Here is a 19,747-nt window from a genome sequence, read left to right on the forward strand (position 1 = left end):
CGATTGGATCAGGAACGCGACCGCGTCGCCGCGCTCATCCGTGTGATGAACGACCCCGGCGCCCCGCCCATGGAACGGTTTCTGGCATGCCGGGATCTGACCGAAGAGGCCGAGGCGGCCGGGTTCGAGGCGGTGATCCGGGCTGCCGGTGACCCGGAAGGCACCCCCTGGTACGACTACTCGATCGACCGGAAGTTCTCCGTGGACAGCACGTTCTCGCAACTGGCGCTGGCCGTGGACGTGAGCAGCTACGAGATCGAGGAGAAGGGCACGGCGGCGCTGCGCCGAGAGGCGTTCCGGGCGCTCGTGCGGCTCGCCGACACGCAGTACTTCGAGGACCGGCTCGGCGAGCTGATCGACAGCGCGACGGTCAGGGCCACGCTGGATGAGATCCAGGACGTCGTGGGCCGAGGTGTCCGCGCCCTGGCCGCCGGCGAGGAGCAGCGGTTCGACCTGGCCACCCAGCTCGTGGACCTGGCGTGTTCCGTCGCCCCCGTCGACGTGCCCGCGTCGGTCGACCTGGCCATGAGCGTGCTACGGGTCAGCGCTTCGCCCCGCACACTGGAGCACGCCGTCACGATCGTCTACCGGGCCGAGGGGTCGGAGATCCGGGAATTCGGCGAGTACCTCGCGACGGTCGGCAACGAGCGCGTACGGACAAAAGTCCGCGAGTCGTTTGGCGCCTCGCGGTGAGTGAGCTGCCATTCATCGAGCCGGTCCCGTGGCAGCCTGCCGCGTTCCCCGCCGACCCGGCGGCGGCGCAGCAGCTGCGGGAATGGCTCGATGACACGAGCTACGCCCTGTACGGGGTCGGGCACGATTTCCGGGGTGCCGATCTCACGAACGGCGACTTCTCCGGCGCGTGGCTCATCGACGCGGTGCTGGCAGGCGTGGAGCTCGGGGGCGTGTGCCTCTACCGTGCGGACGTGAGCGGGGCGGACCTGACCGGGGCGAACATGGCCGGCGCCGACCTCGTCCGGGCGAAGCTCGACCGGGCCGTGCTCCGGTCCGCCCGGCTCGACCGGGCCGACATGGTCAAGGCGTCACTCCACGATGTCGACGCCTCGGGGGCGAGCTTTCGCGGGACGCGCATCATGGGCGCCTCGCTGTACGACGTGGACCTGCGAGGCGCGGACCTGACGGCCGCCGTCCTGTCGCACAACCCGTTCAAGGTCACCGTCGACGACGCCACGCTCGTACGCCGACTCACCGGCACGGTCCTCGGGCCGGTGACCGTGGTCGGCGGCGAAGGGCCCCGGGAGGTGGGCGGCGCGGACCTCGAAGCATGGCTCGCTGCGCGTGGCGCCGAGGTTCACGTAATCCCGCCGCAGCGGCAGGCGCGGTAGGTGCGCATGGAAGGGGCAGTCCCATTGGACCCGCACGTCGGGAACTTCTTCAGGGTGTACCTGGACCTTGAGCGGGGGTACGAGAACACCGGCCACCTGCGGCGCACCCTGCTGAGCTTCAAGGATTCCTATGTGGACCTGATCCGGACGGGATTCGAGCAGATCATGTCGGACAAGGACTTCGGGCCCGCCCAATACGAGGGGCTGACCGACATCGAGTTCCCCGACAAGGTGACACTGGACGCCTATCTCCGGGACATGTACGCCTACCTGTTCGGCGATGCGCCGGAACAGCCGATGCCCCCTGGCTAGCCAGAACCTCCCGTCCCCCTGACCCCGAAGGACCCCCGCATGACCCAGGACGTCGTCGCTCTCACCCGGCGCATGCCCGACTCGCTCAGTGTGCTGGCCGGGCTGCTCGCCGGCGGGCCCGATCTGCGGGTGGGGACGACCGGGGAGGGGGCCGTCGTGCAGTTGTGCGACGACGAGGGGCGGCCGCTCGTGTCCGTCGAGGTGCCGCTGCTGATCCAGGTGCCCGGGGAAGCCGTGCGGCTGCTCGGGGCGGAGGCCGAGCCGGAGGGAGACGGGCCCTGGTGGTGGGTCGAGGCGCGGGCCGCCGCAGGGGTGCCGCGGGCCGAGGAGCTGGCCGGGGCCTTCGCCGCGCGGCTGACCATGCTGCTCGGCGGCAGGGTCTGGCCAGCCGACGCCCCCGGCACCACCGGCGCCGCCAGCCCCGTCGACGTCTCGGGCATCACGGCCGTGCCCTCCCCCGCCGCCGCACAGCCCGCCGTCGACATGCTCACCGAGAAGGCGGCCGTCGTCCTCCAGGACCGCCCGGTCGTCCCCATGACGAGTTGGCTGACGGAGGCGCTGCGGGCCACCGTGGAGAGCGAGCGGTCGCTCCAGATCGTCACCCCGCCGCACTGCACGCTCTCGCTGCCCACGCGGCTGCTGCTCCAGTCCACCTCCTCGCGCTGGGTCATCCAGGACGAGCGCTGCGGCTACTACGACGGACTGACCGGTGCCGTACTCCGCTGGCAGGACGACGTGTTCGCACCCGACCGGCGCGAGGACGGGCAGACCCCGGTGGCGGAGGCGTTCACCGAGGCCGGGCCCACCGGTGAGCGGCAGCTCGTCGTGTCGCTCCGGACCGTGCACCGCCCCACCGCCGACCTGGTGCTCGGCGGCGCCCTGGAAGCCGCCTGGAAGGCGCTGACCGGCGCACCCCCGGCCGGCTGGGGGACGTCGGAGCCGGCGGGGCTCACCTGGTCGCGGCGGCGGCTGACCGACCTGGCGTACGAGCGCGCGCCCCAACCCACCTGGCTGGTGGCCGTGGGCGCCCCGGACCGTCCCGCCGTCGCCACCCTCCAGGTGAACCGCACCCCGGACGGGGTGGAGGAGGACATCACCCTCGTCCTCGGCTACGGCCCCGACGAGGCACCGGCCCTGGACACGCTGCCGGGGCTCGCCGACGAGCTGGTGACCCGGCACGGGCTGCGGACCATGCTCTGCCAGCTGGGCCACGGCCGCCGCGACCTCAACGCCCCGCCCCGCTTCGAACGCCCCCCGCTCCCGTACGCCTTCGCGCTCGGCTCCGCCGAGGTGACCGAGGTGGGCCGGGACACCGCCGCCCGGACCCCGCTCAAGGACGCGCCGGTGCGGCTGGGCCCCGGCGGGCGGCCTGGCTATTACTACCCGCTCGGCGACGGCGGGACCGCCGAGGGCTGGGCGGCCCTGGAACAGCTGATGCGCCATCTGCGTGGGGCGCCGCCGGTCTAGCGCGCCAGCCCGCACCCCTTCCGGCCGATCGGTTAGCGTCCGGAAGTGATCAGATTTACACATAAAGCGGCCGTTCTGGGTGTTCTGGGCGCGGTGCTCGTCGGCTGCGGCCAGGCGCAGCCGACGCGTACCGCCGTCGAACGGCCGCCCGCCTCCCCCGTCGCCGGGAAGCGTGCCGAGAAGCCCGTCGACAAGCCCCCCGTCATGGCCCCCGGCCCCGGCGGCCTGACCCCCGTCTTCCAGCGCGGACCGCAGCACGCCGCGAAAATCGTCGCGCTGAGCTTCGACGCCGACATGACGGCCGACGAGGGGCCGCGCGCGGCGGCCGGTGAGCACTTCGACAACCCGGAACTGATCGCCCTGCTGCGCCGCCTGAAGGTGCCCGCGACGGTGTTCATGACCGGGCGCTGGGCCGAGGAGTACCCGGACCAGGCGCGCTCCATCGGCACCGATCCCCTCTTCGAGATCGGCAACCACTCCTACAGTCACTACGCCTTCACCACGCCCTGCTACGGACTCCCGACGGTCGAGAAGGACGCCGTGCGCACGGAGGTCCGGCGGGCCTTCGGGGCGATCCGGGCGACCGGCGCCCGCAATGTCGTGCCGTACTTCCGCTTCCCCGGCGGCTGTTACGACGACGACACGCTGCGCGCCCTCGGGCCGGAGAAGGTGACCGCCGTGCAGTGGGACGTCGTCAGCGGCGACGCCTTCGCGACGGACGCGGACGCCGTCGCCGAGCAGGTGCTCGACGGGGTGCGGTCCGGTTCGCTCGTCGTCATGCACTGCACCCGCAGCGCGGCACCGGTCACCGCCGAGGCGGTCCGCCAGGTCGTGCCGGAGCTACGGAAGCGCGGCTACCGCTTCGTCAAGGTGTCCGAGCTGATCGCGGCCGGCTGAGGCGCTTCAGCCGGAGCAGGCCGTGCGCTGGGCCTCTTGCCACTCGCACACCGGGCACAGCGTGATCCCCTTGACCGACTCGGCGTATTCGCTCGGCTTCCGGCACAGCACGCACTCGGCGTACGGCGGCCCCTCGGCCCGCTCCGGCGACTCGGCGGGCGACGTCTCGCAGTAGGGCCCCGATTCCTCAGTCATACGTACGAGCCTACTCAGCCCCGTACCGAAGCGAGCCGGCAGACGAGCGCGAACACGGCGGCCGTCACGGCGGCGGCCCCGAGGAGGGGAAGCACCGGTACGTGGACCGTACCGGTCAGCGAGCCGGTGACCAGGTCCGTCACCGCGTACTTGGCGGGAGATCCGGCCGTGACCAGGGCCAGCAGCGCGACGAGCACGGTCGCCGCGATCGACCAGCCGCGCCCGTGCAGCAGCGGCCGGCCGCACAGCGCCCCGGCCGCCGCGCCCAGCAGCACGCAGCACGCGGTGGCGAGGATTCCGGCGGCCCCGGCGGGCGGCAGGGGCACCCGCACCGAGTGGTCGGTGCTGGACGGGTCGCTGATCGCCAGGACCACGGAGGTGGCGGCGGTGCCGAGCAGCGCGGCGCCGCCCAGCCCGGTGAGCAGGGCCGCAAGATGGGCCCGGGGCTGTCCGCCGGCCGCTGCCGCGACGACCGTCCGGGCAGCGGCCGGCTCCTGCGTGACGCAGACGCGCACCAGCCAGGCGGTGACCGGGAGCATCCCGGCGGCGGTGTAGCCGAGCGAGTCCAGGACAGGCTGCCCGGAGCGGATGCCCACGGCGAGGAAAGCCAGGTAGAGGAGGGCCGGGGCCAGCCAGCGCTGGGACAGGACGAGCAGGGCGGCCTGGTAGCGGATGAGCGCGGTCATGGTGCGGGATCCCCGTCCAGGGTGGGTGAGCGATACGGCTCGGGTTCCGGGCCGGGGAGCGTACGGGCCTCGTCGCCCGCACTGCCCGCACCGGACACCGGTGCGGGACGCGTACGAACCTCGTCGCCGCCCTCGCCCGCATCGGTCCCCCGCACCGGCTCCACCCGCCCGATGTGCCACGGCGGCCGGGCCGACAGCAGCGCGCCGAGCAGGGCGTCGGAGTGTGCCGCCGGGACCGTGAGGCGGGCCGTTCCGTCGTCAGTCAGGGTGTACGCGGGAGCCCCGGGCAGTCCGGACGGGAGCGGGGTCCCCGGCGGGGCCGTGGCCTCGATGCGTACGCGGGGCTCAAGGCCCGTCGCGAGCGGGGCGGCGGTCAGGCCAAGACCCTCCACCCGGTACGCCGCGTCGACCGAGCCCGCCAGCCGGCGCGGGTCGTGGTCGACGTAGACCACCGTCGCCCCGGCGGCGACGCGTTCCGCCACGGCCCGGTCCAGCACGTCGCGCGCGTCGGTGTCGAGGCCGGTCCACGCCTCGTCCAGGACCAGGAGTTCCGGTTCGGCGAGGAGCGCCTGGGCGACGGCGACCTTCTGGCTGGTGCCCTTGGAGAGTTCGGCGAGCGGGGTCCGGGCATGCGCGGCGGCGCCGAACCGGGTGAGCCAGTGGTCCGCCCGGTCGGCCGCCTCGGAGGCGCGCAGCCCGTGGACGCGACCGAGGTGGACGAGATATCCCGCAGCCGTGAACGGCAGGGCCGCCGGGAACCGCTCGGGGACGTACGCCGTGCGCGGCCGGCCCGTGATCCGGCCCTCGGAGGGGGCGTCGATCCGGGCCAGCAGCCGCAGCAGGGTCGACTTGCCGGTGCCGTTGGCGCCCTCGACGCGGACGAGGGCGCGCGCGGGCAGGACCAGGTCGACCCCGCGCAGCACCCAGGGGCCGGTGAGTCCGTAGCGCCGGCCGGCTCCCCGCAGCCGCAGGACCTCCGCGCCGGTGCTCAGTGGGAGGACGCCTTCTCGGGCTTCAGCTCGCTGGGCCGTACGATCACGAAGCCCTGTCCGTCCAGGCGCAGTTGGACGGCCTCGCCCGAACCGCCCCGGATCATCGAGCCGACGCTCTGCGAGCGGTGCAGCGACGTGTTCAGCTGGGCGCTCCACCCGACGACGGCGTCCGTGTCCACGAACACCGGCTGCTGCGGGGTGACGGGGATGACGATGGGATACCCGTCACACATCAGGCCCAGCTTGCCGTAGCCGGTGAAGACGCTGTTGAAGAGGCCGCCGCCGGTCATCCCGGCACCCTTCACGGTCTTTATCTCGTACGAGAGCGACGCGTCGAAGCACAGGACGTTGCGGCCGTTGATGGTGAGCGCGTCGCCCTGTTCCATTTCCACGATGAAGCAGTTCGCCGCCTCGTGCGCGAACCACGCCTCGCCCTGGCCGCGCACGGCCATCAGCGGCAGCCCCTCGCCGGTGACCGCCCGCTTGAGCAGGCCGCCGATGCCCTGGCTCTTGTGCTCGAACTGGAGGTCCCCGCGGAAGGCGACCATCGATCCCTGGCGGGCGTGCATCTCCCCGTTGACCGCGTACTTGATGGATTTGGCGTTCTGCAGGGTCATCCCGGGGACGGTCGCCTGCTCCGCCATGTGCTCACTGGAAAAGAGATCGCTCTTCATAGCGGCATCCTCGCCCGGAGCCTTCCGTTCCGCCAAGAACGGTGTCCGGGGCGGCTGGCAGACTGGGTGGGTGAGCAGCAACGACATCCCCGCGCCCCCTTCCGCCGAGCCGGCCGCCGTGCCCGTCGACAGCCCCTTCCGGTCCGAGCGGACGGACCGGGACGAAGCACCGCAGTACGTCCTGCCGTTGGTGGTGCACATCGAGAAGGCCGCGCCGCCGGCCCGCACCGACGCCCTGCGCACGGCCGCCCGCGCGGTGCTCGTGATGCTGTCCGACGAGCGGTCGGTGGGCGAGGGCGAGTGGGCGCGGGTGATGCGGGACTGGCAGGACGCCCGCATCCGCAAGGTGGTCCGGCGGGCCCGGGGCGCGGAGTGGCGCAAGGCGTCCGCGCTGCCCGGGATCACGGTGACGGGCGAGGCGGCGGAGGTGCGGGTCTTCCCGCCGGTGCCCCTGGACGGCTGGCCGAAGGAGCTGGCCAAGCTCCAGGTCTCCGGCACCGACCTGGACGACCCGGAACCGCCGGCCGCGCCCGACCCGGCGCACCCGGTGCTCTGGCTCAACCCGGATCTCGGCATGTCGGCCGGCAAGGAGATGGCGCAGGTCGGGCACGGGGCGCAGCTCGCCTGGTGGGAGCTGACGGAGACCGAGCGCAAGGCGTGGCGCGAGGCGGGCTTCCCGCTCTCGGTGGCCACGGCGGAGCCGGGCCGCTGGGCGGAGCTGACGGTGAGCGGGCTGCCGGTCGTACGGGACGCGGGCTTCACGGAGATCGCCCCGGGCTCGTGCACGGTGGTCGCCGACCACCCGGCGCTGCGGCGTTGAGACCGGCGGAACCTCAAATGAAGCTCTGAACGTCCCCCCTTCCGGATTCAGGGCCGCGCTCGGGGGCCATCACCCCTGCACGAAGCGAGGGGGAAGCACCATGGGGGACGGAATGCGGCTGGGCATCGGGATCGGCTGGCGGCCGGAGATCGCCGACGAGGTGGAGGCGCTGCCGGGGATCGACTGGGTGGAGGCGGTCGCGGAGAACCTCTGCGCCGACCACCTTCCGGACTCCCTGGTACGGCTGCGGGAGCGCGGGGTCACCGTGGTGCCGCACGGTGTCTCGCTGGGCCTCGGCGGCGCCGACCGCCCCGACCCCGGCAAGCTCGCGGACCTCGCCGCCCGCGCCACGCTGCTCGGCGCGCCGCTGGTGACCGAGCACATCGCGTTCGTACGGGCGGGCGGGGCGCGCACCGGATCGCCGGTCCTGGAGGCGGGCCATCTGCTGCCGGTGCCGCGCACCCGCGCGGCGCTGGACGTGCTGTGCGAGAACGTGCGCATCGCGCAGGCCGCGCTGCCGGTGCCGCTGGCGCTGGAGAACATCGCGGCGCTGGTCTCCTGGCCGGGCGAGGAGCTGTCCGAGGGGCGGTTCCTGGCGGAGCTGGTCGAGCGGACCGGGGTGCGGCTGCTGATTGACGTGGCCAATCTGCACACCAACCTGGTGAACCGGGGCGAGGACCCGGCGGTCGCGCTGGACGAGCTGCCGGTGGAGGCCATCGCGTACGTGCATGTGGCGGGCGGGGTCGAGAAGGACGGCGTGTGGCACGACACGCACGCCCACCCGGTGACCGCTCCGGTGCTCGACGTACTGGCGGAGCTGCGGTCGCGGGTGGACCCGCCGGGGGTCCTGCTGGAGCGCGACGACGCGTTCCCGCCCGCCGGTGAGCTGGCGGGCGAACTGGACGCGATCCGGGGGGTGCTGGAGAAGGGCGGGGGTGCCTCGCCTGCCTGGGCGCCCCCGGAGGTCCCGCCGGCCACGGCCGTCGCGGAGTCCGTACGGGACGGCGTCGCGGTCGCGCAGACCGCGCTGCTGTCCGCGCTGGTCGCCGGCACGCCCGCGCCGCAGGGGTTCGATCCGCGCCGGCTCCGGGTGCAGAGCCGCGCCCTGGCCGCGAAGCGCGCCGATGTCGTGGCCAAGGTGGCGCCCGAGCTGCCGGACATCCTGGGGGCCGGCTACCGGGCGGCGTTCCTCGCGTACGCCGGGGCGCGGCCCATGGCGTCGGGGTACCGGCGCGACGCCCTGGACTTCGCCGAGCACCTGCTCATCGCGGGCCGCCCCGAGGACGACGCGGCCCGGCGCCGGCTGACGCGCTGGTGGCGGGACCGGGCCGCGCCCCGGCCGCCCGGGCGCGCGACGCGGCTGGCCCGTGCGGCCCGCTCCGTGCTGGTGGGGCGGTGACGGGCATGGACGGGATGCTGGTGTTCCTCACGCTCGCGGTGATCGCCTCGTTCACCGTGCTGATCTTCGGCCTGGCCCGCTCCCGCCGGGGGGTGGGCGGTCCGGCGCACGACCTGTACGAAGTGGCGTTCCTGAACGGCGGACCCGGGCGGGTGGTCGACACCGCGCTGGCCGCCATGCACGCGGACGGCCGGCTGGCCGTCGGCGGACCCGGCATCGTCGCCGTGCTCCGGCCGGTCGCTTACGACCCGGTGGAGCGGGCGGTGCTGCACGAGCTGGCCGCCGCGCCGAGCGGGGCGCTGCCGATGCTGCGCGCGGCCGTGATGCGGCACCCCGCGGTGCAGGAGACCGGTGACGGTCTCGCCGCGCGCGGACTGCTGGCTCCGCCCCGCGCCAGTGCCGTGTGGCGTGTCTGGGGCCTGTTGCAGACGTTGTTGTGCCTCGCGTCCGGTCCGGTCACCATCGGTCTGGCCATCGCCCGGTTCACGGAGGGCGACGACGGCGCCGGCTGGAGCTACCCGTTCGCGGTGGCGATGATCCCGGCCGTCGTCGTCGGCTTCGTGTCCGGCCTGGTCTGCGCGGCGGTGGCCCGGTCCCGGATCACCCGGGCGGGGCGCAGGGCGGCGGCGGAGTTCGGGGCCGCGCACGCCCACCGGACCGACCCGGGGTTCCTGGTGGCGACCCGGGGGCTGCGCGGCGTCCCGGACCCGGAGCTGCGGACGCACCTGATCGCGGCGGCCCGGACCCGGCCCACCACCTCCTCGTACACCCCGCACGGCTCCTCGGCGCTGCTGGTCGCACCGGCCGTGTGGTGCGCGGGGGCGAGCCCGGGCGGCGGCTGCGGCAGTTCCTCGGGCAGCAGCTGCGGCGGAGGCGGGGGGCCGGGCTGCGGGGGCGGGTCGAGCTGTGGCGGCGGCAGCAGCTGCGGCGGTGGCGGATCGAGCTGCGGGGGCGGCAGCAGCTGCGGCGGCGGTTCCAGCTGCGGGGGCGGGTCGAGCTGCGGCAGCAGTTCCTGAGACGGCCGTCCACCTGCTGGACGAGCTATGGCGCCCCGGGCGGTTCCGGCATAGAAATCCGGCATGGTGCCGTTTCTGCTGCTGCTGGTCGCGTGGGTCGCGGCGGGTCTTTCCTGCGCCCGGCTCTGTCTCGCGGGGGCCCGCGCGGCCCGGCGGCCGGTGAGCGCGACCGACGGTCGCGGACGGCAACTCACCCTGTACGAGGCGGCGTTCCTGGCAGGCGGGCCGGGCCGGGTCGCCGACCTGGCACTGGTCTCGATGCATGTGCGGCGCCGGCTGCTGCTGGCCCACACCGGGTGGGCGACGGTCGTGGACCCCGAGGGCCGCGACGAGGTGGAACGTACGGTGATCCGCGCCATAGGGCCGGAGGGCCAGTCGCCGATAGCGCCGGTCCGCGCGTCGGCCGCCGCCGCCGACGCCGTGCGGGCGGTGGCCGACCGGCTCGTCGCGGCCGGTCTGGCGGTCCCGCGCGGGGCGGACGTCGCCTCGGCGGTGCGTGCGGTGCGCGGGGCGGCGCTGCTGGTGGCCGCGCTGGGCGCCGCGGCCCTGCTCGCGCCCGACGGCGGGGGTGCGGGCCCGATGCCGGTGTGGTTCGCGCTGCCGCTCGTGCTGACCCTGGGCTGCCTGGCCATAGCCCGGGTCGAGGCGCACCCCTACGGTGCCTGGGCCTCCCCGGACGGGCAACGGCTGCTGGCGGCGTGCGCGGTGCCGGGGGACGGCGCGACGGTAGACACGCTGGTGGCGGTCGCGGTGCGCGGGGTGGACGCGGTGGACGACCCGGCGCTGCGGGCCGCGCTCACGGGCCGGCCGGGCGTACGGAAGCGGCTGGGCACCCGCGAATGACAAACGGTGCGGCGCGCGAGAAGCGCGCCGCACCGCTGAGCCGAACCCGGTGTCGCTGGACCAGCGGGCGGCACGAGGTGCCGTATGCCCGCCGTCTGATCTTCCGGGTTGGGGTGGTCGGAAGCCCGTTCGCTACGCGAGCCCGGCCACCAGGTCCGCGACCGACTTGCGCCGGCCGGTGAAGAAGGGGACCTCCTCGCGGACGTGCATCCGCGCCTCGGAGGCCCTGAGGTGACGCATCAGGTCCACGATGCGGTACAGCTCGTCCGCCTCGAACGCCAGCATCCACTCGTAGTCGCCGAGCGAGAACGAGGCGACGGTGTTGGCGCGCACGTCGGGGTAGCCGCGAGCCATCTTGCCGTGGTCGGCGAGCATGCGGCGACGGTCCTCGTCGGGCAGCAGGTACCAGTCGTACGAGCGCACGAAGGGGTAGACGCTGACGTAGTTGCGCGGCGTCTCGTCGGCGAGGAACGCCGGGATGTGCGACTTGTTGAACTCGGCGGGGCGGTGCAGCGCCATGTTCGACCAGACCGGCTCCAGGTGGCGGCCGAGCCGGGTGCGGCGGAAGAGGTTGTACGCCTCCTGGAGCTCGTCCGCGGTCTCCGCGTGCCACCAGATCAGCAGGTCGGCGTCGGCGCGGAGGCCCGAGACGTCGTACGTGCCCCGGATGGTGATGTCCTTCGCGGCGAGCTGGTCGAACAGCTCCTGGACCTCGTCGGCCACGGCCGCCCGGTCCGTGTCGGCGGGCAGGACGTCGCGCAGCTTGAAGACGGACCACAGGGTGTAGCGGATGACGTCGTTGAGGTCCTTGGCCTTCTTGCCGGCGTTCGGAACCTTGCTTGATGTCGCAGTCTCAGGAGCACTCATACGGCTATTGTCCCGCCTCGCTCCGAGTGCCCTGAACCAGGGTCGGCGTGGCGATGATCTCTCCGGTGGGATCGCCGGTGAGATCTCCGGCGATCTCGTCCGCCGCCCGGTGGGCGCTCGCCACGCAGGCCGGGATGCCGACCCCGTCGTAGACCGCGCCGCACACCCGCAGCGCGGGCAGCTTGGCGACCTCGTCGCGGATGCGGGCGACCCGGGTGAGATGGCCCACCGGGTACTGGGGCAGGCCGCCGATCCACCGGGTGACCTCGGTCCCCACCGGCCGGGCGGTGAGCCCGGTGGCGGCGGCGAGGTCGCGCAGGGAGATGCCCACGAGCTCGCCGTCCTCGCGGTGCAGGTGCTCCTCCTCGCCGTACCGGCCCACGGAGGTGCGCAGCACGAACAGGTCCGGGGCCGCGTCGGCCACCCACTGCCACTTGTGCGTGGAGAAGGTGGCGGCCTTGATGGTGTGCCCGTCGACCGGCGGTACGAGGAAGCCGGAGCGCCCGTCGAAGGCCGTGCCGGTCACGTCGGAGCGCCGGAACGCCATGGTGACCAGCGCCATCGACGCGTACTCGACGCCCGCCAGCTCGGCCGAGGCGCCGGGCGACTCGGAGGCGAGCAGCGTGGCGGCGGACCAGGCGGGGACGGCGAGGACGATGCCGTCGGCGGGGACGACCCCGGTGTCCGTGCGGACGTCCCAGCCGTCGGCGGTACGGGTCAGCCCCAGCACGGGCGTCTCGGTGCGGATCTCGCCGCCTCCGGTGCGTACGGCGTCGGCGACGGCTCCCGGGAGGCTGCCGATGCCGCCCTCGATGCCCTGGAAGACGGGCCCGGTCTGCTGCCGGGCGGCGGCGCGCTCCTGGAGGCGGGTGACCCCGTCGAGCAGGGAGCCGCCTTCCCGGGCGGCCTCGAAGAGCTGCGGTACGGCGGCGCGCATCGAGATCCGGTAGGCGTCGCCCGCGTACACCCCGCCGAGCAGCGGCTCCACGAGGCGGTCCACGACCTCCCGCCCCAGCCGGTCCGCGACGTACGCGCCGACGGCGACGTCCTCGCCGACGGCCACCGGGGGCAGCTCGCGGTCCTCGGCGATCCGGGCGAGCCCCTCGGCCGACAGCACCTCGCCCAGGACGGACGGATCGCCCGGGACGCCCATCACGTGACCCTTGGGCATCGGGCGCAGCGCGTCGCGCGTCCACAGCGCGGCGGTGGCCGTGGCGGGCGGCTGGAGGCGGTCGCCGAGGCCCACGGCGCGGGCCAGGCCGACGGCCTCCGGGCGGCGGGCGAGCATGGACTCGGCGCCGAGGTCGACCCGGACGCCGGCGACCTCGCCGGTCATGAGCTTGCCGCCGAGCCGGTCGGTCGCCTCCAGGACGGTGACCCTCAGCCCGGCGCCGACGAGCCGGTGGGCGGCCGCGAGTCCGGCGATGCCGCCGCCGATGACGACGACATGGCGGGCGGCCCGGTCAGCGCGGTGTGTGGATGGCTGCATGGCTCCACTCTCTCAAACCGGTTCCGAGTCCCGACCGTGACCTGTTCGAAACCGGTTTCCCGGGTCCGTCCGCACCCTCTCCTACGTCTCACCCACGCCATCGATCACCCGTCCTGGGGGGACACTTATGCGAGGAACACCTCTGGTCCGCACCGGCCGGCGCGTGTGCGGTCCGGCCGCCGTGCTGCTGGCCGCCGTGCTCGTACTGAGCGGCTGCGGCGCGTCCGGCGACAATTCGAGCAGCACCGCCGACCGGGGCGTCGCCGCGCCCCAGCGCCGGCAGGCCGAGGGCGGCAAGGCCGGGGCGCCGGCGGCCGATTCGGCCCAGCCGCGCAAGAACCCGAAACCGGTGGCGACGCACGTCATCCGCACCGCCGAGCTCTCCGTGGAGGTGAAGGACGCGTCGAAGGCGGCCGCGCAGGCCCGTACGGCGGCGCAGGGCGCGGGCGGGCTGGTCGAGAAGGAGACCACCGAGCGGATCGGCTCCGCACGGGACTCCTCGCACCTGGTGCTGCGCGTCCCGCAGGACGCGTACGACGAGGTGCTGCGGGAGCTGTCGGGGACGGGCAAGCTGGTCTCGCGCACCTCGGCGGCCAAGGACGTCACCGACCAGGTCGTGGACATCGACAGCCGGATCGCCACCCAGCGGGCGAGCGTGGCACGGGTCCGCAAGCTGATGGACCGGGCCGGCAAGCTGGCCGATGTGGTCACGCTGGAGGGCGAACTGAGCAGCCGTCAGGCGGAGCTGGAGTCGCTGCTCGCGCAGCAGGCCTCGCTCAAGGACCGTACGACGCTGGCGACCATCACGCTCGACCTGGTCGAACCGGAGACGGCGGCCGAGGCGGCCGACGACGACCCGGGCTTCCCGGACGCCGTCGCCGGGGGCTGGCACGCCTTCGTGACGATGCTGCGCTGGCTGGCGATGGCGATCGGCGCCGCGGCCCCGTTCCTCGGGGTGGCGGCCGTCCTGGCCGCGCTGTGGCGGCTGCTGCGCCGCCGCCGGGGCGCGAAGGGCGAGTGAGTACGCCGCCGGTCCGGCCCGCGCCGTAGCGTGGGTGCTTTCGCAGAGGCTTCGGAGGTACCGGCATGGCGGCGGAACGACTGGTGATCATCGGCGGGGACGCGGCGGGGATGTCCGCCGCGCCCCAGGCCAGGCGGCTCAAGGGCCCGGACGAGCTGAGCATCACCGCCTTCGAGCGGGGCCACTTCACCTCGTACTCCGCGTGCGGCATCCCGTACTGGGTCGGCGGAGACGTCACCGACCGGGACGACCTCATCGCCCGTACCCCCGAGGAGCACCGGGCCCGCGACATCGACCTGCGCACCCGCACCGAGGTCACCGGAATCGACGTGGCGGGGCGGCGGGTGCGCGCCCTGGACCGGGAGTCCGGCGAGGCGTACTGGACCGGGTTCGACAAGCTGGTGATCGCCACCGGGGCCCGCCCGGTGCGCCCGGACCTGCCCGGCATGGACGCGGCCGGGGTGCACGGGGTGCAGACCCTGGACGACGGGCAGGCACTGCTGGACACCCTGGAGCGGACGGAGGGCCGGCGCGCGGTCGTCGTCGGCGCGGGGTACATCGGCGTCGAGATGGCCGAGGCGATGCTGAAGCGCGGCTACGAGGTGACCGTCCTCAACCGCGGCGAGCAGCCGATGGCCACGCTCGACCCCGACATGGGGCGCATGGTCCACGACGCCATGGACGGACTCGGCATCACCACGGTGAACGGGGCGGAGGTCACCGGGATCAGGACCGGTCCGGACGGCCGGGTCTCCGAGGTCGTGACGGACGACGCGTCCTACCCGGCGGACGTGGTGGTGCTCGGCATCGGCGTCCGGCCGGAGACGGCCCTGGCCCGGGAGGCCGGGCTGCCGCTCGGACCGCACGGCGGGCTGCTCACCGACCTGGCCATGCGGGTCCAGGGCCACGAGGACATCTGGGCGGGCGGCGACTGCGTGGAGGTCATGGACCTGGTGGCGGGCCACACCCGGCACATCGCGCTCGGCACCCACGCCAACAAGCACGGCCAGGTCATCGGCTCCAACGTCGGGGGCGGCTACGGCACCTTCCCCGGTGTGGTGGGCACGGCGGTGAGCAAGGTGTGCGACCTGGAGATCGCCCGGACCGGGCTGCGCGAGAAGGACGCCCGGGCGGTGGGCCTGCGGTACGTCACGGCGACGATCGAGTCGACCAGCCGGGCGGGCTACTACCCGGACGCCCGGCCGATGACGGTGAAGATGCTCGCGGAGTACCGCACGGGCCGGCTCCTCGGCGTGCAGATCGTGGGCCGCGAGGGCGCCGGGAAGCGGGTCGACGTGGCGGCGGTGGCGCTCACCGCCCGGATGACCGTGGAGCAGATGACCGCCCTGGACCTGGGCTACGCCCCGCCGTTCTCACCGGTCTGGGACCCGGTCCTGGTGGCGGCCCGCAAGACCGTGTCGGTACTGCGGAAGGCGGGCACCGACTGAGCGGCGCCCGCCTCCGCGTCGGTTCAGCGGGCGGTGCTGGTGTGGACGTACTCGACGAGGCGGGAGAGCGCGTCCGGGTCCATGTTCGGCATCACGCCGTGGCCCAGGTTGAAGATGTGGCCCTCCAGGCCGGCGGCCGCGTCCAGCACCTCCCGGGTCTTGGCCTCCACCGCGGAGGTCGGCGCGAACAGCACCGCCGGGTCCAGGTTGCCCTGGAGCGCCTTGCCGGGGCCGACGCGGCGCGCGGCCTCGTCCAGCGGCACCCGCCAGTCGACGCCGACGACGTCCGCCCCGGCCTCGCCCATCAGACCGAGCAGTTCGCCGGTGCCGACGCCGAAGTGGATGCGGGGGACGTCGTACGCGGCGACGGCGTCGAAGACCTTCGCGGAGGCGGGCAGCACGGAGCGCCGGTAGTCGGCGGGGGCCAGGGCGCCGACCCAGGAGTCGAAGAGCTGGACGGCCGAGGCGCCGGCCTCGATCTGGACCTTGAGGAAGGCGCCGGTGATCTCGGCGAGCCGGTCGAGCAGGTCGGCCCAGAGCTCCGGGTCGCCGTACATCATGGCCTTGGTGTGCTCGTGGTTGCGGGAGGGCCCGCCCTCCACGAGGTAGCTCGCGAGGGTGAACGGCGCGCCCGCGAAGCCGATCAGCGGGGTCTCCCCCAGCTCGGCGGTGAGCAGCCGGACGGCCTCGGTGACGTACGGGACGTCCTCGGGGGTCAGGTCGCGCAGCCGGGCGAGGTCGGCGCGGGTGCGGATCGGCTCGGCGATCACCGGGCCGACGCCGGGCTTGATGTCCAGGTCGATGCCGATCGCCTTGAGCGGGACGACGATGTCGCTGTAGTAGACGGCGGCGTCGACCTTGTGGCGGCGGACGGGCTGCATGGTGATCTCGGCGACGAGCTCCGGCATCGTGCAGGACTGGAGCATCGGGATGCCTTCGCGCGCCTTCAGGTACTCGGGCAGCGAGCGCCCCGCCTGGCGCATGAACCAGACCGGCGTGTGCGGGACCGGCTCGCGCCGGCACGCCTTGAGGAACGCCGAGTCGTACGTGGCGGAAGTCTTCGTCTGCTGCCCGGAGGGGCGGTCGTTGGCACTCACGCACAGAATCTTCGCACGCGTGGACAACGAGCCCTGCCCCGCACGGGTGTCCTTCCGCGCGCGGAGCTCCCGTTCCGCCTACTCTTCCCCGCATGGCTGCGGCTCAGGGACACATCTCCGGTCAATCCGATGGCGCTGACGGCACGGACGGCGCGGAGGGTGGTGCCGTCCCGCCCGCGTTCCGTTCGGCGGTGGACGCGCTGCGCGCGGCGCGGCTCCGTCCCGAGCTGGAGGTGGAGCCGACCCGTCCGCCGAAACGGCTCGCGCCGCACGCGTACGCGCTGGAGGCGGCGGTCGTCGACGGCGAGGACGACCTCGCCGACGGCCGGCTCGTCCTGCTCCACGACCCGGCCGGCCACGAGGCGTGGCAGGGGGCCTTCCGGCTGGTGACCCTGGTCCGCGCCGAGCTGGAGCCGGAGATGGCCGCCGACCCGCTGCTTCCCGAGGTCTGCTGGTCCTGGCTGACCGGCGCGCTGGAGGCCCGCGGTCTCTTCTACGGGGAAGCCGGCGGGACCGTCACGATGGCGGGCTCGCACTACTTCGGCGCGCTGGAGACCCGGCGCCCCGCGACGCAGATCGAGATCCGGGCTTCCTGGACCCCGCGCGAGGGCCTGGGCGGCGCACCGGACGCGGCGGCGCACCTGGTCGCGTGGGGCGACCTGCTCTGCCAGATCGCGGGCCTGCCGCCGTCCGGCCCGCTCGACGCGGCGGTGGTCACGCTCCCACAGCGCCGGGGCCCGCAGGCGCCGTGACCGGTGCCGTGACCGGTGCGAACGGGGCGGCCTCCGGGCCGCCCCGTTCTCCGTGACGCCACGTCATGCGATCACTTTCAGCCAGCGGAAAACGCTCTCCGGAATCGACTGAGAACCCCATTTGCCCGAATTGTTACTCAACAAATCGTGATCTTCCCCTAAAGGAGCAGGGGTCTGCTGCCGAAGGAGTCAATGACCCTTCAAGCACGGTTCGCCCCGGCTTCATCCCCGAGCCGGCCCGTCCCGCCACTCCCCAGGAGGCCTGGTGTCCGTTCTCCTCGAGCAGCCCGCAAGCCTGGTCGCCTACCGCCCGAACAAGCCGACGGCCATGGTCGTCGTGGCCGACCCGCGCGTCCGTTCCACCGTCACCCGCCATCTGTGGGCTCTCGGAGTTCGTGACGTCATCGAGGCGTCGTCCATCGCGGAGGCCCGTCCCCGCGTCGGCAACCCGCGCGACATCTGCGTAGCCGACGTCCACCTGCCCGACGGTTCCGGGCTGACCCTGCTGTCCGAAACCCGAGCCGCCGGCTGGCCCAACGGTCTCGCCCTGTCCGCCGCCGACGACATCGGTGCCGTGCGCAACGCCCTCGCGGGCGGCGTCAAGGGCTACGTGGTCACCGGCACCCGTACCAACATCGGCCACCCGGCCCGTCCCGGCGTCGCCCCCATCGGCGCCACCGCCGCCCGTATGCACCGCCGGCCCCCCGGCGCCCCGAGCCACCCGGGCGGCTACCGCGAACTGTCCGGCCGCGAGGTGGAGGTCCTGCGGCTCGTCGCCGAAGGCCAGTCCAACAAGGCCATCGGCGTCTCCATGGGGCTGTCCGCCCTGACCGTGAAGAGCCACCTCGCCCGCATCGCCCGCAAGCTGGGCACCGGCGACCGCGCCGGCATGGTCGCGGTGGCCCTGCGGACGGGCATCATCCACTGACTCTCCGCCCCGGCCGGTGCATGACGTACGGAACCGGCTGGATTACGTGCATCGGCGCCTGCCGGCGGAACGTTCCGTCGGCGGGCGTCGCGCACACACAGATACCCTTGACACGTGACCGACGCCCAAGAGACCGCAGCAGACACATCACTGCGAACCACCGGGGGCGCTCCCCCGGACGACGTCGCCCCGGCGCCGATCCCCTTGCTCGAACCGCGCGAGGGCATTCCGCCGGTGGTGGCCTCCGACGAAGCCCTGGCCGGGGTGATCGCGGCCTTCGCCGCGGGCTCGGGCCCGGTGGCCGTGGACGCCGAGCGGGCGTCCGGCTACCGCTACGGACAGCGCGCCTACCTCGTACAGCTGCGCCGTGACGGGGCGGGCAGCGCGCTCGTCGACCCCGTCGGCTGCCCCGACCTGTCCGGGCTCGGCGAGGCCCTGCGCGGCACCGAGTGGATCCTGCACGCGGCGACGCAGGACCTGCCCTGTCTGCGCGAGATAGGGATGATGCCGACCGGGCTCTTCGACACCGAGCTCGCGGGACGGCTGGCCGGCTTCCCGCGCGTCGGCCTCGGCGCCATGGTCGAGAACGTCCTCGGCTACTCGCTGGAGAAGGGGCACTCCGCCGTCGACTGGTCCACCCGCCCGCTGCCCGAGCCCTGGCTGCGCTACGCCACGCTCGACGTCGAGCTCCTCATCGACCTGCGCAACGCCCTGGAGGACGAGCTCGACCGGCAGGGCAAGCTGGAGTGGGCCCAGGAGGAGTTCTCCGCCATCGCCTCGGCGCCGCCCTCCCCCCCGCGCCAGGATCCGTGGCGCCGCACCTCCGGGATGCACAAGGTCCGCCGGCGCCGCCAGATGGCGGTCGTCCGGGAGCTGTGGAACACCCGGGACCAGATCGCCCGGCGGCGCGACATCTCGCCCGGCAAGGTCCTCGGGGACGCGGCGATCATCGAGGCCGCGCTCGCGCTCCCCGCCAACACGCACGCGCTGACCGCCCTCACCGGCTTCGGCCCGCGCATGGGCCGGCGCCAGCTGGAGCAGTGGCAGGCCGCCGTGGACCGGGCCAAGGCGCTGCCCGACACGGAGCTGCCGCAGCCCGGGCAGACCCTCGCGGGACCGCCGCCGCCGCGCGCCTGGGCCGACAAGGACCCGGCCGCCGCCGCCCGGCTCTCGGCGGCCCGCGCCGCGGTGTCCGCGCTCGCGGAGCGGCTGCACCTGCCGCAGGAGAACCTGATCACGCCGGACACGGTGCGCCGGGTCTGCTGGGAGCCGCCGAAGCACCCGACGCCGGAAACGGTGGAGTCCGCGCTCGCCGGGTACGGCGCACGGCACTGGCAGATCGAGCAGGTGGCCCCCCTGCTGTACCGGGCGCTGACTCAGCCCTCGTAACGGCACACGGCCCCGGTGACGGCATAGGACAGGGGCGTAATCACGCCAGGTTCCGCGCGGTCCCGCACACGGCGAATGGCCCGGACGGACTCGAAAACGAGTCCGTCCG

Annotated in this window: 21 protein-coding genes; 14 read left to right on the plus strand and 7 right to left on the minus strand. The window is 73.9% G+C overall.

The window, feature by feature from the left end; genetic code table 11:
- Window positions 1–3 precede the first annotated feature (3 nt).
- The 5 genes from ACN6LM_RS26250 to ACN6LM_RS26270 all read left to right on the plus strand — a co-directional run bounded on the left by ACN6LM_RS26250 (window position 4) and on the right by ACN6LM_RS26270 (window position 4,022).
- The gene (locus ACN6LM_RS26250) at window positions 4–693 is read left to right on the plus strand and encodes a hypothetical protein (protein ID WP_445067854.1); all 690 of its coding nucleotides are present in this window, start codon (window positions 4–6) and stop codon (window positions 691–693) included.
- Window positions 690–1,346 carry a pentapeptide repeat-containing protein gene (locus tag ACN6LM_RS26255; RefSeq protein WP_445067855.1) on the plus strand — a complete coding sequence of 219 codons (657 nt, stop codon included), beginning with the start codon at window positions 690–692 and terminating at the stop codon, window positions 1,344–1,346. Before ACN6LM_RS26250 ends, ACN6LM_RS26255 begins: the two co-directional genes overlap by 4 nt.
- Before the next feature lie 24 nt (window positions 1,347–1,370).
- The gene (locus ACN6LM_RS26260; protein WP_445067856.1) at window positions 1,371–1,658 is read left to right on the plus strand and encodes a hypothetical protein; all 288 of its coding nucleotides are present in this window, start codon (window positions 1,371–1,373) and stop codon (window positions 1,656–1,658) included.
- Between the two features lie 39 nt (window positions 1,659–1,697).
- On the plus strand, window positions 1,698–3,125 hold the full coding sequence (locus ACN6LM_RS26265) for a DUF6177 family protein (protein ID WP_445067857.1): 1,428 nt from the start codon (window positions 1,698–1,700) through the stop codon (window positions 3,123–3,125).
- A gap of 84 nt (window positions 3,126–3,209) precedes the next feature.
- Window positions 3,210–4,022 carry a polysaccharide deacetylase family protein gene (locus tag ACN6LM_RS26270; RefSeq protein WP_445067872.1) on the plus strand — a complete coding sequence of 271 codons (813 nt, stop codon included), beginning with the start codon at window positions 3,210–3,212 and terminating at the stop codon, window positions 4,020–4,022.
- Between the two features lie 6 nt (window positions 4,023–4,028).
- Here the strand turns inward: ACN6LM_RS26270 and ACN6LM_RS26275 are convergent, their stop codons facing one another.
- The 4 genes from ACN6LM_RS26275 to ACN6LM_RS26290 all read right to left on the minus strand — a co-directional run bounded on the left by ACN6LM_RS26275 (window position 4,029) and on the right by ACN6LM_RS26290 (window position 6,569).
- A complete protein-coding gene (locus ACN6LM_RS26275; RefSeq protein ID WP_445067858.1) occupies window positions 4,029–4,217 on the minus strand; it encodes a hypothetical protein in 189 nt (62 codons plus the stop codon).
- A gap of 14 nt (window positions 4,218–4,231) precedes the next feature.
- Window positions 4,232–4,903 carry an ABC transporter gene (locus tag ACN6LM_RS26280; protein ID WP_445067859.1) on the minus strand — a complete coding sequence of 224 codons (672 nt, stop codon included), beginning with the start codon at window positions 4,901–4,903 and terminating at the stop codon, window positions 4,232–4,234.
- Entirely contained in the window at window positions 4,900–5,826 is a 927-nt protein-coding gene (locus ACN6LM_RS26285; RefSeq protein WP_445067860.1) for an ATP-binding cassette domain-containing protein, read from the minus strand. Before ACN6LM_RS26285 ends, ACN6LM_RS26280 begins: the two co-directional genes overlap by 4 nt.
- Window positions 5,827–5,891: 65 nt before the next feature.
- Window positions 5,892–6,569, minus strand: coding sequence for an AIM24 family protein (locus ACN6LM_RS26290; protein WP_445067861.1), 678 nt, complete (start codon window positions 6,567–6,569; stop codon window positions 5,892–5,894).
- Window positions 6,570–6,639: 70 nt separating this feature from the next.
- On the opposite strand from ACN6LM_RS26290, the gene ACN6LM_RS26295 reads away from it, so the two are divergent.
- The 4 genes from ACN6LM_RS26295 (at window position 6,640) to ACN6LM_RS26310 (ending at window position 10,647) form a co-directional block, all read left to right on the plus strand.
- Window positions 6,640–7,389 carry a peptidyl-tRNA hydrolase gene (locus ACN6LM_RS26295; RefSeq protein ID WP_445067862.1) on the plus strand — a complete coding sequence of 250 codons (750 nt, stop codon included), beginning with the start codon at window positions 6,640–6,642 and terminating at the stop codon, window positions 7,387–7,389.
- A 112-nt stretch (window positions 7,390–7,501) separates the two neighbouring features.
- Entirely contained in the window at window positions 7,502–8,788 is a 1,287-nt protein-coding gene (locus tag ACN6LM_RS26300) for a DUF692 domain-containing protein (RefSeq protein WP_445067873.1), read from the plus strand.
- 5 nt (window positions 8,789–8,793) lie between these two features.
- Entirely contained in the window at window positions 8,794–9,804 is a 1,011-nt protein-coding gene (locus ACN6LM_RS26305) for a TIGR04222 domain-containing membrane protein (protein ID WP_445067863.1), read from the plus strand.
- A gap of 63 nt (window positions 9,805–9,867) precedes the next feature.
- Entirely contained in the window at window positions 9,868–10,647 is a 780-nt protein-coding gene (locus tag ACN6LM_RS26310) for a TIGR04222 domain-containing membrane protein (RefSeq protein WP_445067864.1), read from the plus strand.
- A gap of 132 nt (window positions 10,648–10,779) precedes the next feature.
- On the opposite strand, the gene hemQ is transcribed toward ACN6LM_RS26310, so the two are convergent.
- Window positions 10,780–11,514, minus strand: coding sequence for a hydrogen peroxide-dependent heme synthase (gene hemQ, locus ACN6LM_RS26315; RefSeq protein ID WP_445067865.1), 735 nt, complete (start codon window positions 11,512–11,514; stop codon window positions 10,780–10,782).
- A gap of 4 nt (window positions 11,515–11,518) precedes the next feature.
- Complete coding sequence (hemG, locus tag ACN6LM_RS26320) at window positions 11,519–13,003, minus strand: protoporphyrinogen oxidase (RefSeq protein ID WP_445067866.1); 1,485 nt, start codon at window positions 13,001–13,003, stop codon at window positions 11,519–11,521.
- Window positions 13,004–13,130: 127 nt separating this feature from the next.
- Here hemG and ACN6LM_RS26325 point away from each other — a divergent pair, with 127 nt between their 5' ends.
- Both ACN6LM_RS26325 and ACN6LM_RS26330 read left to right on the plus strand, forming a co-directional pair.
- Window positions 13,131–14,024 (plus strand): DUF4349 domain-containing protein, encoded by an 894-nt coding sequence (locus tag ACN6LM_RS26325; RefSeq protein WP_445067867.1) that lies wholly within the window; start codon window positions 13,131–13,133, stop codon window positions 14,022–14,024.
- A gap of 65 nt (window positions 14,025–14,089) precedes the next feature.
- The gene (locus ACN6LM_RS26330) at window positions 14,090–15,472 is read left to right on the plus strand and encodes an FAD-dependent oxidoreductase (RefSeq protein WP_445067868.1); all 1,383 of its coding nucleotides are present in this window, start codon (window positions 14,090–14,092) and stop codon (window positions 15,470–15,472) included.
- A gap of 23 nt (window positions 15,473–15,495) precedes the next feature.
- Here the strand turns inward: ACN6LM_RS26330 and hemE are convergent, their stop codons facing one another.
- Complete coding sequence (hemE, locus tag ACN6LM_RS26335) at window positions 15,496–16,569, minus strand: uroporphyrinogen decarboxylase (RefSeq protein WP_445067869.1); 1,074 nt, start codon at window positions 16,567–16,569, stop codon at window positions 15,496–15,498.
- A 92-nt stretch (window positions 16,570–16,661) separates the two neighbouring features.
- Here hemE and ACN6LM_RS26340 point away from each other — a divergent pair, with 92 nt between their 5' ends.
- From ACN6LM_RS26340 to ACN6LM_RS26350, 3 genes are all read left to right on the plus strand, one after another.
- Complete coding sequence (locus ACN6LM_RS26340) at window positions 16,662–17,321, plus strand: DUF3000 domain-containing protein (protein WP_425810111.1); 660 nt, start codon at window positions 16,662–16,664, stop codon at window positions 17,319–17,321.
- A gap of 265 nt (window positions 17,322–17,586) precedes the next feature.
- Window positions 17,587–18,249, plus strand: a complete 663-nt coding sequence (locus tag ACN6LM_RS26345; RefSeq protein ID WP_445067870.1) for a LuxR C-terminal-related transcriptional regulator — start codon at window positions 17,587–17,589, stop codon at window positions 18,247–18,249.
- A gap of 114 nt (window positions 18,250–18,363) precedes the next feature.
- Window positions 18,364–19,638 carry an HRDC domain-containing protein gene (locus tag ACN6LM_RS26350; protein ID WP_445067871.1) on the plus strand — a complete coding sequence of 425 codons (1,275 nt, stop codon included), beginning with the start codon at window positions 18,364–18,366 and terminating at the stop codon, window positions 19,636–19,638.
- The last annotated feature ends 109 nt before the right edge of the window (window positions 19,639–19,747 follow it).

The sequence above is a fragment of the Streptomyces sp. SAS_281 genome (assembly GCF_052542855.1).

Excerpts from the sequence above, each read along its gene's own strand:
- ACN6LM_RS26265 (WP_445067857.1), top strand. The coding sequence starts at position 1,698 with ATGACCCAGGACGTCGTCGCTCTCACCCGGCGCATGCCCGACTCGCTC.
- ACN6LM_RS26275 (WP_445067858.1), bottom strand. The coding sequence starts at position 4,217 with ATGACTGAGGAATCGGGGCCCTACTGCGAGACGTCGCCCGCCGAGTCG.
- ACN6LM_RS26280 (WP_445067859.1), bottom strand. The coding sequence starts at position 4,903 with ATGACCGCGCTCATCCGCTACCAGGCCGCCCTGCTCGTCCTGTCCCAG.
- ACN6LM_RS26290 (WP_445067861.1), bottom strand. The coding sequence starts at position 6,569 with ATGAAGAGCGATCTCTTTTCCAGTGAGCACATGGCGGAGCAGGCGACC.
- ACN6LM_RS26300 (WP_445067873.1), top strand. The coding sequence starts at position 7,502 with ATGCGGCTGGGCATCGGGATCGGCTGGCGGCCGGAGATCGCCGACGAG.
- ACN6LM_RS26305 (WP_445067863.1), top strand. The coding sequence starts at position 8,794 with ATGGACGGGATGCTGGTGTTCCTCACGCTCGCGGTGATCGCCTCGTTC.
- ACN6LM_RS26310 (WP_445067864.1), top strand. The coding sequence starts at position 9,868 with ATGGTGCCGTTTCTGCTGCTGCTGGTCGCGTGGGTCGCGGCGGGTCTT.
- hemQ (WP_445067865.1), bottom strand. The coding sequence starts at position 11,514 with ATGAGTGCTCCTGAGACTGCGACATCAAGCAAGGTTCCGAACGCCGGC.
- hemG (WP_445067866.1), bottom strand. The coding sequence starts at position 13,003 with ATGCAGCCATCCACACACCGCGCTGACCGGGCCGCCCGCCATGTCGTC.
- ACN6LM_RS26325 (WP_445067867.1), top strand. The coding sequence starts at position 13,131 with ATGCGAGGAACACCTCTGGTCCGCACCGGCCGGCGCGTGTGCGGTCCG.
- ACN6LM_RS26330 (WP_445067868.1), top strand. The coding sequence starts at position 14,090 with ATGGCGGCGGAACGACTGGTGATCATCGGCGGGGACGCGGCGGGGATG.
- ACN6LM_RS26340 (WP_425810111.1), top strand. The coding sequence starts at position 16,662 with ATGGCTGCGGCTCAGGGACACATCTCCGGTCAATCCGATGGCGCTGAC.